Consider the following 12,238-nt stretch of genomic DNA (forward strand, 5'->3'; position numbering starts at 1 on the left):
CTCGTGCTTCGACCTGCGCATCGTCACGACGACCTCGACCTCGTTCGACGAGGTCGCACCCGGCGGGCAGGTCTCCCCCGCGCTCGACGAGCTGCGCGGCGTCCTCGACGGCCACGTGACCGTCACGGTCGGCCACTCGGGCGTCGGCAAGTCGACCCTCGTCAACGCCCTGACCGGGTCGCGTCGCGAGGTGGGCGTGGTCAACGCGGTCACCGGTCGCGGACGGCACACCTCGTCGTCGACCGTGTCGTTCAAGGTGCCGACCGGCGGCTGGATCGTCGACACCCCCGGCGTGCGGTCGTTCGGTCTCGGGCACGTCGACCCCGAGAACATCCTCAAGTCGTTCGCGGCGCACGCGATCCCGGCCGAGGGCGAGCCGGTCGACGGCATCCCGCTGGCCGAGGCCCACGACTGGGAGATCGTCGACCGCATCGAGGCCGGCGAACTCGGCGACGTCGGCCGCGAACGGCTCGAGTCGCTGCAGTCGCTGCTCGCGTCCAAGGGCGGCGTGAGCGCGCGCGACCTCGCGGCCGCGGCCGACGACGCCCGCAGCGACGAACTCGGCTAGCGCGCCGACGCGTCGCACCGCACTCGGTCGCTCGGCGTCGGCCGATCCGCGCTGGGGCCGACCGCGCGACATCGCACCGCGTTTCGTGCGGCACACCTGGACTAGTCGCGGTGCCGTGCACGAAACGCGGTGCAGTGAAGTGCGGGGCGGGCCGGGGCGGCGGTGCGGTGGGTGCAGGAGGCGCGGGCCGGGTCGGCGGACAGGGCGCGGACGAGCAGGGCGGGCTGGGTACGCTGACGGGGTGACCGATGCTGCCGAGCCGACCCGCGCCTCCTCGTCCGACCGATCCACCGGGACGCCCTGGGCGGACGACCTGGCGCTCGCGCTCGAGCTGGCCGACCTGGCCGACGCGATCAGCACCGAGCGGTACCGGTCGGCCGACCTGCACGTGTCGCTCAAGCCCGACCGCTCGCACGTGACCGACGCCGACCAGGCCGTCGAGCGGGCGATCCGCGACCGGGTCGCCGGCGCGCGGCCCGACGACACCTTCTACGGCGAGGAGTACGGCCACGACGCTCCCTCGCACCGCCAGTGGGTGGTCGACCCGATCGACGGCACGGCGAACTTCCTGCGCGGGGTGCCGGTCTGGGCGGCGTTGATCTCGCTCGTCGTCGACGGGGTGCCCGTGGTGGGCGTGGTCAGTGCTCCCGCGCTCGGCCGGCGCTGGTGGGCGACGCAGGGCGGCGGGGCGTTCTCGACCGAGCACGACGGGCCGCTGCGGGTGTCGGGCGTGCGCGACCTGGCCGACGCGTCCCTGAGCTTCAACGGACTCGAGTACTGGATCGACGCCGGGCGCCTGCCGCAGCTGCTCGACCTGACGAGCCGGGTCTGGCGGACGCGGGCCTACGGCGACTTCTGGTCGTACATGCTCGTCGCCGAGGGCGCGCTCGACGTCGCGGGCGAGTTCGACCTGCAGCCCTACGACATGGCCGCCGTGGCGGTCGTCGTCGAGGAGGCCGGCGGACGATTCACCAGTGCCGACGGCCGGCCGGGCCCCTGGCACGGCACCGCGATGGCGACGAACGGACTGCTGCACGAGAGCGTCCTCGGGGTCGTGGCCGCGCCTCCTGCCTGATCGGCACCGGCGGTCGAGGTTCATCCCTGCGACGGAGGGCGACTCAGCCCTGCGCTTATGTTCACGCAACGTGCGGACGGCTTGACTGATCACACGACGTCACCGGCTCCGCACAGGGGCACCGAGCAGCTCGGGCAGGGTCGTCAGGGGCCCCGCCGCCCGTGTCCCTGCACGGGCGGCCGGGCCTCGCCAACCGCGTCACCGACCGCGTCACCAGCCGATCGAAAGGCCCATCATGTTCGTCACGCCCGCCGTCTCCGTCTCCGCCACCACCAGCACGGTCGCCGGCTCGATCGACCCCGCCTCGATCGCCCTGCCGACCACGCGTCAGGTCGACGTCACGAGCTACGTCGTCGAGGCCTTCGCCCGCCTCTGACCCGACCGCCGCCCGACGATCCGCCGTCCGACGATCCGCCACCCGACGATCCGCCACCCGACGGTTCGACGCCCGACGCATCGACGACCCGGGAGGCGCGTCCCCCCGAGGAGGTGCGGGTCGCCTCCCCGACAGCGATCGCCGGCTACGAGGCCGCGGCCCCCTCGCCCACGCGCCCCTTCTTGCGGGCGCGCAGGTCCATCAGCCCGAGCACGAGCGCCACGGACACCAGGGCGATCGTGACGAAGAAGCCGTTGCGGTACGCCTCGTGGTAGACGTCGAGGTTCGCCCCGTCCGCTCCCCCGGAGCCGGCGATGACCGAGTAGAACGTCGAGACCGCCGCCGCCGTGCCGATGGCCGTGCCGGCCCGCTGACCGACCTGCCCCATCGAGCCGGCGACGCCGCCCATCTCGACGGGCACCTCGGCCAGCGTCAGCGTCTGGTTCGGCGAGATGACGAAGCCACCGCCGGTGCCGGCGATCAGCATGCCGATGCCCATGGCGTAGGGCGTGATGTCGCGCGGGGTGAGCACGGCCGCGAGCAGCAGGGCGACGAAGCCCACCGCGACCAGGATCAGCCCGAGCACGACCAGGCTGCGACCGAAGCGGTCGACGAGGCGTCCGCCGTAGAACGCGGCGACCGCGCTGGTCAGTGCGAAGGGAATCGTGACCATGCCGGCGTAGACGGGTTCGAGGCCGAGCCCCTGCTGCAGGTACAGGGTCGTCAGCAGGAAGGTCGCGGGCAGGGCGCAGAAGTAGACCGTCGCGATCAGGGTGCCGTTGCGGTACGACGCGAGCGAGAACAGGCTGAAGTGCACGACGGGCGACTTGCCCCGGGCCTTGTAGCGCTGCTCCCACCAGACGAACGCGGCGCCGAAGCCGACGAAACCGATCAGGAAGAGCCAGCGCAGCGGGTCGTCCCCCTGGCCGGTCGTCAGCACGAACGGCAGCATGAGGGTGAAGATCGTCAGGCCGAGCAGCACGATGCCGAACAGGTCGAGCTCGTTGTGGCCGTTCGAGGCCGTGCGGGTCTTCGGCAGCAGCTTGAGGGCGAAGAAGATGGCGATCAGGCCGAGCGGGATGTTCATCCAGAACAGCAGGCGCCAACCGTCCTCCGGGCCGCCGATCGCGATGAGCAGGCCACCGAGGGTCGGGCCGAACGCCGTGCTGACGCCGATGATGGCGCCGAAGAAGCCGAACGCGCGACCGCGCTCCTTGCCCTGGAAGAGCTGCTGGATGAGCCCGAGCACCTGCGGCATCTGGATTCCGGCGGCGACGCCCTGCAGGATGCGCGCGGCGACGAGCAACTCGATGGTCGGCGCGAGGGCGCAGAGCAGGCTCGCGACGGTGAACGAGGTAAGGCCGATGACGAACATCATGCGGCGCGACTTGAGGTCGCCGAGACGGCCGGACGGCACGAGCGAGAGGCCGAAGGCGAGCGCGTAGCCGGCGACGATCAGCTGCAGGGCGGTGGGACCGGCGCCGAGCGACGCCTCGATGCTGGGCAGGCCGACGTTGACCTTCGACAGGTCGAGGATCGTCAGGGCGGCGACGCCGACGCAGACGGCGAAGGCGCGCCACTTCTGGCGTTCTTCGTCGGAGCGGGCGGCGCGGCCGGAGGCGGGGCGGGCGGCGTCGGCGCCTCCCGGGGCAGGGGTGTCGGATGTCTTCGTCATGGGATCGTTCCGTCATACACCGTGCACGGCCTGCAACGACGCGGGTGCCTGCGGAACGCGAGGGGCGCGGGTGCGCCGCCCCGCGCCTCCCGGGCTCCGACGGTCGAGGGGACCGAGAGCCGAGGAGGCGCGGGGGCGACGAGGGTCAGGCCGCCTTGATCAGGCCGTTCGGGTTGAGGACGTACTTCGTGGCCGCGCCCTGGTCGAACTCGGCGTAGCCGCGCGGGGCGTCCTCGAGGCTGATCGCCTGGGCGTGGACGTTCTTCGCGATGCTCGTGCGGTCGTGGAGGATCGCCATCATCAGCTGCCGGTTGTACTTCATCACCGGGCACTGGCCCGTGGTGAACGACAACGACTTGGCCCAGCCGGTGCCGAGGCTGAGCGACAGCGAGCCCTTCTGCGCGGCGGCGTCGATGCCGCCCGGGTCGCCGGTGACGTAGAGCCCCGGGATGCCCATGGCGCCTCCGGCCGCGGTGATGTCCATAAGCGAGTTCAGCACGGTGGCCGGTGCTTCTTCGCCCGAACCGCCTCCGTGGCCCTTGGCCTCGAAGCCGACCGCGTCGACGGCGCAGTCGACGAGGGGTTCGCCGAGGATCTGGTCGATCTGCTCGCCCGGTTCGCCCTTGGTCAGGTCGACGGTCTCGCAGCCGAAGCTGCGCGCCTGGGCGAGGCGGTCGGCGTTCATGTCGCCGACGATGACGACGCTGGCACCGAGCAGCAGGGCTCCGGTGGCGGCGGCGAGGCCGACGGGGCCGGCTCCGGCGACGTAGACGGTCGAGCCGACCTCGACGCCCGCGGTGACGGCACCGTGGAAGCCGGTCGGGAAGATGTCGGACAGCATCGCCAGGTCGAGGATCTTCTCCATGGCCTGGTCGGCGTCGGGGAACTTGAGCAGGTTCCAGTCGGCGTAGGGCACGAGCACGTACTCGGCCTGGCCGCCGACCCAGCCGCCCATGTCGACGTAGCCGTAGGCGCTGCCGGGGCGGTCGGGGTTGACGTTGAGGCAGATGCCGGTCTTGCGTTCCTTGCAGTTGCGGCACCGGCCACAGGCGATGTTGAACGGCACCGAGACGATGTCGCCGACCTTGATGAATTCGACGTCGGGGCCGACCTCGACGACCTCGCCGGTGATCTCGTGGCCGAGCACGAGGTTCGTCGGGGCGGTGGTGCGGCCGCGGACCATGTGCTGGTCGGAACCGCAGATGTTGGTGGCGACCGTGCGCAGGATCGCGCCGTGGTTGACCTTGCGCCCGACGTTGGCCGGGTTGACGCCGGGGCCGTCCTTGAGCTCGAAGGTCGGGTAGTCGACGTCGATGACCTCGACCTGGCCGGGGCCCTTGTAGGCGACCGCGTGATTCGTTGCCATGGTGATCCTCCTTGATCACGAGCGAGCACGGGACGTGCCCGTCGTCGGCAGGCTATTGCGCGGGTCGGGTGGTGCGCCCGAATCCCAGCCAGCGTTCAGGCGGACGATCAGCGACGGGTGTCGCGGTACGGCCCCCCGCACCCCCGTTCGGGGGCCACTTCGCCGGATCGGGCAACATATGTACCCCGTCTGGCCGTCCCGTGTGTGAGTATTGGTCACGGCGCAGAGTCGCGGGGAGCCATCAGGGTGCCGGGAGGCATGGTCCGTGCGACGACTGCCGGGGTGCCTGCCGCGGTGCCCGCACCCGATCAGGACAGGACCTCAGCCACGTGGAACTCCGTGACTACATCCGCATTCTCCGCAAGGGCTGGATCTTCATCGCCGCCCTCACGCTCGTCGGCCTCGCCGCCGGGGCGCTGAGCTCGATCCTGGCCACGCCGACCTACGTGTCGTCGACCCGGCTGTTCGTCTCGGTGCAGGCGCAGGACTCGTCGACCACGGTCGACGCGGTGCAGGGCAGCAGCGCGGCCCAGCAGAAGGTCCGGTCGTACGTCGACGTCGTGACGAGCGACGCGGTGCTCGACCCGGTGATCGACCAACTCGGCCTCGACACCACGGCCGCGGGCCTCGCCTCGAAGATCACGGCCGAGTCGCCCCTGAACACCGTCCTGATCAACATCACGGTCACCGACACCGACGCCCAGCGCGCGGCCGACGTCGCCAACGCGGTGGGCGCCTCCCTCACGGACGTCGTCGTCAACGAGCTCGAGACGCCGACCGGTGGAGGCGCGAGCCTGGTCAAGATCGCGACGATCGTCCCCGGGTCGGTCGCCTCGGCCCCCTCGACCCCGCGCACCACGCTGAACCTCGGCCTGGGCCTCCTGATCGGCCTCGCTCTGGGCGTCGGAGCGGCCGTGCTGCGCAGCACCCTCGACACCCGCATCCACGGCTCGCACGACGTCGAGCTCGTCACCGACGCGCCGATCGTCGGTGGCATCAGCTACGACCCCGGTGCGAAGAAGCACCCGCTGATCGTGCACGTCGACCCTCGCAACCCGCGCGCCGAGTCGTTCCGCACCCTGCGGACCAACCTGCAGTTCGTCAACGTCGAGTCGGCCAGCCGCTGCTTCGTCGTCACCTCGTCGCTGCCCGGCGAGGGCAAGACGACCACGACGGCCAACCTCGCGGTGGCCCTCGCCGAGACCGGTGCCACGGTGGCCGTCGTCGACGGCGACCTCCGCCTGCCCCGCCTCGCCGACACCCTCGGGCTCGAGGGCGTCGTCGGCCTGACCGACGTGTTGATCGGTCGGGCCGACCTCCAGGACGTCCTGCAGCCCTGGGGCCGCGGCACGATGTACGTGCTGCCGGCCGGTCGCGTTCCCCCGAACCCGAGCGAGCTGCTCGGCTCGAAGGCGATGTCGTCGCTGATCGAGTCGCTGACGACGTCGTTCGACTACGTGCTGATCGACGCGCCTCCCCTGCTGCCGGTGACCGACGCGGCCATCCTCAGCAAGCTGACCGGTGGTGCGATCGTCGTGTCGGCCGCGGGCCGCACGACCCGCAACGAGCTGCAGTCCGCGCTGCGCAACCTCGAGCACATCGGCAGCAAGGTGCACGGCATCGTGCTGACCATGCTGCCGACGAAGGGGCCGGACGCCTACGGTTACGGCAACTACGGGGCGTACTACGGCATGGAGCAGGACGCCCCCGAGGCGGGCGTCGGCGACCTGCCCGTGGCCCCGAAGACGAGCTCGCGCTCGGCGAAGTAGGCGGCCCCGTGTCTTTCGTGATCCCCCGCCGCACCTCGACCACGTTCTCGCTGCTGACCGTCTGCACCGGCAACATCTGCCGGTCCCCCCTGGCCGAGCTGTACCTCCGCCGCGGTCTCTCGTCGTGGGACGACGTCACCGTGTCGAGCGCCGGCACCATGGCCGTCGACGACGACGTCATGCCCGACCAGGCCCGGGCCCTCGCCCGGTCCTTCGACCTGGAGCCCGACGACCACCGGGCCCGGTTCCTGTTCGAGCGCGACGTCCGCGACGCCGACCTCGTCGTGGCGCTCGCCCGCGAACACCGCCGGGCCGTCGTCTCGATGCACCCCCGCGCCAGCCGGTACACGTTCACCCTGCGCGAGGCCGCCCGCCTCGCCCGCGACGTGACCGACGCCGAGCTGGTCGACGCCCTGCCCGCCGACGCGTCCACCGTGGCCGACCGACTGCGTGCGACCGTGGCCCTGCTGGCCTCGCGCCGCGGCACGGTCGAGGCACCGGACGACGCGCTGGACGACGACGTCGTCGATCCCTACCGCCGGTCGGACGAGACGTTCACCGAGTCGGGGCGCCAGCTGGTGCCGGCGGCCGACGTGCTCGTGGACCTGCTGACCCGCGCCGCCGCCCTCGACGGAGGTGACCGCTGATGCCCGACGCACGCCGCAAGAGGGGCTCGCGCGCACGTGCCCGCCGCCGCCTGGCCATCATCGGGATCGGGGCCTTCGTCCTCGTCGACCTCGGACTCGTCGCCCTGGCGCTGAACCGCGAACCGTCTGGTCTGGCTGCCGACGCCGAGCCCGCCGCCACGTCGACGCCTCGCCCGGTCGAGACCGAGAGCACACCGTCGCCCACCGCGACCCCCACCACCGCCGCCGAGGCCGTGACGCCGACGCGCCTCCTGTCGGTCGTCGACGCGGGCACCGCGTGGCGCGCGCAGGCCGCGAGCTGCACCCCCGGCACCGTCGCGTCGGCGCCCGTCGTCGAACAGACGACGTCGGGAGGCGCCACCTGGTCGGCCACGTCGGTCGAGACCGGTGGCTCCCTCGCCGGCCTGGACCGCCTGCAGGCGACCGACGCGTCGTCGGCCTTCGTCGTCGGACCGGCCGGGGACGACTGCGCGCCGGCGTTCGCCCAGACCTTCAGCGGGGGTGCCGAGTACCGCGACTACCCCGAGCGACTGGCGGCATCGTGGTACGTCGCCCGGACCGCGCCCGGCACCGTGCACTCCCCCTCGGGTGACCGTGCGGCCCCGTGCCCGACCGTCGTCGACCTCGCGGTCGTGAGCGACGCCGAGGCCGGTGTGCTGTGCAGCGACCGGACGTTCTTCCGCACCGGTGACGGCGCGACCACCTGGGACGCGGGCACCGTCGTCGACGGCGCCGTCGCCGTCACCGCCGCCTCGGGCTCGTACCTCGTCGCCTCGACCGGTGCCGCCGACTGCGACGGCACGGCCGTCGTGACGCCGCCGACCGCGTCGGGCGCGGCCGCGACGACCGTGGGCTGCGCGCCGGCGTCGTCCGAGACGCCCGGAGCGATCGCGCTCTCGGCCTCGGCGGCGGCGGTCTGGCTCTGGGCCGACGACGTCGTGTCGGTGTCGACGGACGGCGGGGTGACCTGGTGATCGACCGGTTCATGGCCTCGCCGGCGCGACGGACCGCCCTGCAGGTGGGGCTCGACGCCCTCTCGTGGGTCGTCGCGATCTTCTTCGCCGTGTCGCTGCGCTACGACTTCTGGTACGGCGACGTCACCTGGCGGGCGGTCTTCGGCGTCGCCGCCGTGACGGTCGTCGTCGGGGCGGCACTCGGCTACGCGACGGGGCTCTACCGTCGCCGGTTCGTGCCGGGCAGCTTCGCCGAGGTGCGCACCATCGTCACGGTGGTCGTCGGGACGGGGCTGATCGTCGGCATCCCCGTCCTCGCGATCGGGACCGAGATCATGTTGGCGCGCAGCACCGTGTTCATCGCCATGCCGGTCGTCTTCGTCTTCATGGGAGCCCTGCGCTACGTGGCCCGGCTCTACGTCGAGACGCAGAGCCGCCCCGGCGAGAGTGCCCAACCGACGCTCATCTTCGGAGCGGGCCGTCTCGCCAACCACCTCGTCCGCCGCATGCTGACCGACCCGGCCTCGCCGTACCTCCCCGTCGGCCTGATCGACGACGACCGCACGCGGTCGAGCCTGCGCATCGAGGGCGTGCGCGTCCTCGGGACGAGACAGGACCTCGTCGCCGCCGCCGAGCGGAGCGGGGCGAAGGCGATCATCATCGGCATCGCGAAGGCCGACGCCCCCCTGCTGCAGGACGTCACCGACCGGGCCGCCGAGGCCGGACTCCGCGTGATGGTCCTCCCCCTGCTCGACGAGATCCTCGAGGGCAAGTCGCGGCTCGGCGACGTGCGCGACATCGCCATCGAGGACATCATCGGCCGCCACCCGGTCGACACGCAGGTCGAGTCGATCGCGGGCTACCTGGCGGGCAAGCGCGTCCTCGTCACGGGAGCCGGCGGGTCGATCGGCAGCGAGCTGTGCCGCCAGATCGCCAAGTTCGGCCCCGCCGAGCTGATCATGCTCGACCGTGACGAGACCGGTCTGCAGCAGTCGCAGCTGTCGATCTCGGGCAACGGCCTGCTCGACACCAAGGAGGTCGTGCTGGCCGACATCAGGGACCCGGAGGCGCTGCGAGCGATCTTCGCGGACCGTCGACCCGAGGTGGTCTTCCATGCCGCGGCGCTGAAGCACCTGCCGATGCTCGAGCAGTACCCCGACGAGGCGTGGAAGACGAACGTGCTCGGCACCCAGAACGTGCTCGACGCGAGCAAGGCCGTCGGGGTGACGACGTTCGTCAACATCTCGACCGACAAGGCGGCGAACCCGACGAGCGTGCTCGGGCACTCGAAGCGCCTGGCCGAGCGGCTCACGGCCTGGACCGCCGACGAGACCGGTGCCCGCTACCTGTCGGTGCGGTTCGGCAACGTGCTGGGCAGCCGCGGGTCGATGCTGCCGGTGTTCACGTCCCTGATCGAGGCCGGTGGCCCGCTGACGATCACGCACCCCGACGTGACGCGGTTCTTCATGACCATCCCTGAGGCGTGCCACCTCGTGGTGCAGGCGGGTGGGATCGGTTCGCCCAGCGAGGTGCTCATCCTCGACATGGGCGAGCCCGTGCGCATCCTCGACATCGCCGAACGCATGATCGCCATGTCGGGCCGGGACATCGGCATCGTCTACACGGGCCTGCGCGAGGGCGAGAAGATGCACGAGGAGCTCGTCGGCCTCGGCGAGAGCGACAACCGGCCCGTGCACCCGAAGATCTCGCACACCACCGTGCCGGCGCTGCACCCGTCGCAGCTCGAGGGCGTGCACGCCCACGTGGGCCCGTGGACGGCGGAGCTCGCGCAACCCGGCGCCTCGGAGTCACCCACGCACGTCGAGGACCCCGCGTGAGCGTCGGTTTCTGGACCGCCGCCGTACTGTGCCTGCTCGCCTCCGCACTGCTCCCCTTCGCGGTGCGACCGCTCCTGTACCGTTTCGCCGTGGTCGACGTCCCGAGCGAACGCTCGTCCCACGTCCGCCCCACCCTTCGCGGTGGCGGGATCGCCCCCGGCATGGGGATCGTCCTCGGCACGCTCGTCCTGGCGGCCGCGGTCCCGGGCGTCAGCGGTCGACTGCTCGTCGTGATCGCCGTCGCCAGCGCAGCCTTCGCCATCCTGGGGTTCGCGGACGACGTGCGCAGCCTCGGCTCCCTCAGCCGTGCCGTCGTCCAGATGGTCATCGCCACCGTGGCCTGCGTGGCGATCGTGACCATCGCCGAGGGTCCGTGGTGGCTGTACGTCCTGGGCCCCGTCGCCGTCGCCGGCTACGTCAACGTCGCGAACTTCATGGACGGCATCAACACGGTGTCCGGCCTGCACGGAACCATCGTGGGAGCCTCGTTCGTGGTGTCGGGGGCGTTGGCCGGACAGCCCTGGCTCACGGGCCTCGGCACGTGCATCGCCCTGGCCTTCCTGGCGTTCGTCCCCTGGAACGTCGTGGGTCGACGGATGTTCCTCGGTGACGTCGGAAGTTACCTGCTGGGCGGGACGATCGCCGTGGCCGCCGTGGCCGCCATCGCCGTCGGTGTGCCTCTGGTCGCCGTCGTCGCACCGCTCGTGCCTTACCTCGTCGACACGTCCAGCACCCTCGCCCGCCGGGTGGCGCGACGCGAGCGCTGGTTCGAGGCACACAACACCCACGTGTACCAAGTGCTGGCGCGTCGCCACGGCCACGTGCCCGCGTCGTCGATCGTGACCGCGGCCACCGTGGCCTGTGCCGCGGCCGGTTCGCTCGCGTTCGTCGGTCCGGTCGGTGCCGTCGCAGCGGTCGTCCTCTTCGCGGTGATCGCGGCCGTCTACCTGTCACTTCCGAGCTGGACCCTGCGGCTCACCCACCGAGAGGCGCGTGTCGAGCATGTCTGAGACCCGTGACGCGACGACCTGGGTCGTGATCGGAGCGAGTGGCTTCGTCGGGAGTCGGATCGTCGCCGACGCCCGCTCGCGCGGCATCACGATCGTCGAGCTCGCGGCGCCCCGGCTCGAGGCTGTGCCCGCGTCGGTCGCGGCGGCGCGAACAGCCGCGGCCGGTGCCGTCGACGTCGTGGACGAGCTCGCCGCCGCCTTCCGCGGGGCTGGGGTCGTCGTCAACGCGGCGGGCCTCGCGACCCCCGACGCCGAGATGTCGGCATCCCTCGTCGGCGCCAACGCCGCCCTTCCCCTCGTCGCACTCGCCGCCGCTCGTCGGAGCGGTGCGAGGAGGTTCGTGCACCTGAGTTCCGCCGCCGTCCAGGGCCCGGTGCCCGTCCTCGACGAGTCGACACGGACGCTGCCCTTCTCGCCGTATTCGCAGAGCAAGGCCTGGGGCGAGCAACTGCTCGTCGAGGCGCGCGCCGAGGGCGCCCCGGACGACGTGACGGAGGTCGTCGTCGTGCGTGCCACCTCGGTGCAGGGGCCCGGGCGCCCCACGACGGACCGTCTCCGACGCATCGCGGCGTCACCCCTCGCATCGGTCGCTTCACCGGGCGACGCACCCACGCCCGTGACCAGCGTCGCGGCCCTCGCCGAGTTCGTGACGGCGGTCGGGACCTTCGAGGGAATCGTGCCCGCCGTCGTCCTGCAGCCCTGGGAGGGGCTCACGGTCTCCTCCGTGCTCGAGGCGGCCGGCGGGCGGTCACCCCGACGCCTGCCACGCCTGCTGTGCCGTTTCGTCGTGGGTTCTGCCCGCGTCGTCTCGCGACTGATCGGTGGACGCCTCGCCGGGCCGATCCGACGGGTGGAGCTGATGTGGTTCGGTCAGGGCCAGACGAGCGGTTGGGCCGAGAGCGTGGGCATCCGTCCGACGCCCGCCGTCGCCGACCTGCTCCGCGGGGGTGACGCGTGAGGA

General features: G+C 72.0%; 11 protein-coding genes. 9 read left to right on the top strand and 2 right to left on the bottom strand.

Annotation, left to right across the window (positions count from 1 at the left end):
* The 3 genes from rsgA to ASL10_RS15975 all read left to right on the top strand — a co-directional run.
* Window positions 1-568 (top strand): GTPase RsgA (gene rsgA / locus ASL10_RS16540; protein ID WP_235452581.1); only part of this gene is annotated, 568 nt, incomplete at its 5' end.
* A gap of 313 nt (window positions 569-881) precedes the next feature.
* The gene (locus ASL10_RS07570) at window positions 882-1,643 is read left to right on the top strand and encodes an inositol monophosphatase family protein (RefSeq protein WP_056047629.1); all 762 of its coding nucleotides are present in this window, start codon (window positions 882-884) and stop codon (window positions 1,641-1,643) included.
* A gap of 235 nt (window positions 1,644-1,878) precedes the next feature.
* The gene (locus ASL10_RS15975; RefSeq protein ID WP_157485316.1) at window positions 1,879-2,019 is read left to right on the top strand and encodes a hypothetical protein; all 141 of its coding nucleotides are present in this window, start codon (window positions 1,879-1,881) and stop codon (window positions 2,017-2,019) included.
* Window positions 2,020-2,164: 145 nt separating this feature from the next.
* On the opposite strand, the gene ASL10_RS07575 is transcribed toward ASL10_RS15975, so the two are convergent.
* Window positions 2,165-3,694 (bottom strand): MFS transporter, encoded by a 1,530-nt coding sequence (locus ASL10_RS07575; protein ID WP_056046053.1) that lies wholly within the window; start codon window positions 3,692-3,694, stop codon window positions 2,165-2,167.
* A gap of 145 nt (window positions 3,695-3,839) precedes the next feature.
* On the bottom strand, window positions 3,840-5,060 hold the full coding sequence (fdhA, locus tag ASL10_RS07580; RefSeq protein ID WP_056046055.1) for a formaldehyde dehydrogenase, glutathione-independent: 1,221 nt from the start codon (window positions 5,058-5,060) through the stop codon (window positions 3,840-3,842).
* A 329-nt stretch (window positions 5,061-5,389) separates the two neighbouring features.
* On the opposite strand from fdhA, the gene ASL10_RS07585 reads away from it, so the two are divergent.
* The 6 genes from ASL10_RS07585 to ASL10_RS07610 are packed head-to-tail and all read left to right on the top strand — an operon-like array spanning window position 5,390 to window position 12,235.
* Window positions 5,390-6,829, top strand: a complete 1,440-nt coding sequence (locus ASL10_RS07585; RefSeq protein ID WP_056046057.1) for a polysaccharide biosynthesis tyrosine autokinase — start codon at window positions 5,390-5,392, stop codon at window positions 6,827-6,829.
* 8 nt (window positions 6,830-6,837) lie between these two features.
* Window positions 6,838-7,476 (top strand): low molecular weight phosphatase family protein, encoded by a 639-nt coding sequence (locus tag ASL10_RS07590; RefSeq protein ID WP_056046059.1) that lies wholly within the window; start codon window positions 6,838-6,840, stop codon window positions 7,474-7,476.
* Window positions 7,476-8,450 (top strand): hypothetical protein, encoded by a 975-nt coding sequence (locus ASL10_RS07595; RefSeq protein ID WP_056046061.1) that lies wholly within the window; start codon window positions 7,476-7,478, stop codon window positions 8,448-8,450. Before ASL10_RS07590 ends, ASL10_RS07595 begins: the two co-directional genes overlap by 1 nt.
* The gene (locus ASL10_RS07600; protein ID WP_056046064.1) at window positions 8,447-10,267 is read left to right on the top strand and encodes a nucleoside-diphosphate sugar epimerase/dehydratase; all 1,821 of its coding nucleotides are present in this window, start codon (window positions 8,447-8,449) and stop codon (window positions 10,265-10,267) included. The genes ASL10_RS07595 and ASL10_RS07600 overlap by 4 nt, the downstream gene beginning before the upstream one ends.
* The gene (locus ASL10_RS07605) at window positions 10,264-11,277 is read left to right on the top strand and encodes a glycosyltransferase family 4 protein (protein ID WP_056046066.1); all 1,014 of its coding nucleotides are present in this window, start codon (window positions 10,264-10,266) and stop codon (window positions 11,275-11,277) included. Before ASL10_RS07600 ends, ASL10_RS07605 begins: the two co-directional genes overlap by 4 nt.
* Window positions 11,270-12,235 carry an NAD(P)-dependent oxidoreductase gene (locus ASL10_RS07610; protein ID WP_056047632.1) on the top strand — a complete coding sequence of 322 codons (966 nt, stop codon included), beginning with the start codon at window positions 11,270-11,272 and terminating at the stop codon, window positions 12,233-12,235. The genes ASL10_RS07605 and ASL10_RS07610 overlap by 8 nt, the downstream gene beginning before the upstream one ends.
* The last annotated feature ends 3 nt before the right edge of the window (window positions 12,236-12,238 follow it).

This window comes from Frigoribacterium sp. Leaf8, from assembly GCF_001421165.1.
Taxonomy (GTDB): domain Bacteria; phylum Actinomycetota; class Actinomycetes; order Actinomycetales; family Microbacteriaceae; genus Frigoribacterium.